Here is a 321-nt window from a genome sequence, read left to right on the forward strand (position 1 = left end):
GGCGCCCGGTTCGAACTGCGATACGATTGTATCATGCAGACGGGACGGCCGAGTCTGACTGCGTTGGGTGCTGCCCGCCTGCGTGCGGCGCATCAGGTACTGGATAACGCCTCGATCCTGGTCGATCCGCTCGCATTGCGCATTCTCGGAGACGATATTGAAATATCGCTCGACCATGCGCGGGCCCACACGTCCGGGCCGCGACTGCGGTGGTTCATTGCCGCGCGGTCGCGGATCGCTGAGGACGCCCTGAATGCTGCGGTGGAGGCCGGAACGGCGCAGCTCGTAGTGCTCGGCGCCGGTCTCGAGACGCTGGCTTAT

General features: G+C 64.8%; 1 protein-coding gene. It reads left to right on the forward strand.

Going from position 1 to position 321, the window contains the following annotated elements:
* Positions 1 to 33: 33 nt before the first annotated feature.
* A partial coding sequence (locus KJQ96_RS38970; RefSeq protein ID WP_213291217.1) for a class I SAM-dependent methyltransferase occupies positions 34 to 321 on the forward strand: 288 nt, incomplete at its 3' end.

The organism is Bradyrhizobium sp. sGM-13 (assembly GCF_018398875.1).
Classification (GTDB): Bacteria; Pseudomonadota; Alphaproteobacteria; order Rhizobiales; family Xanthobacteraceae; genus Bradyrhizobium.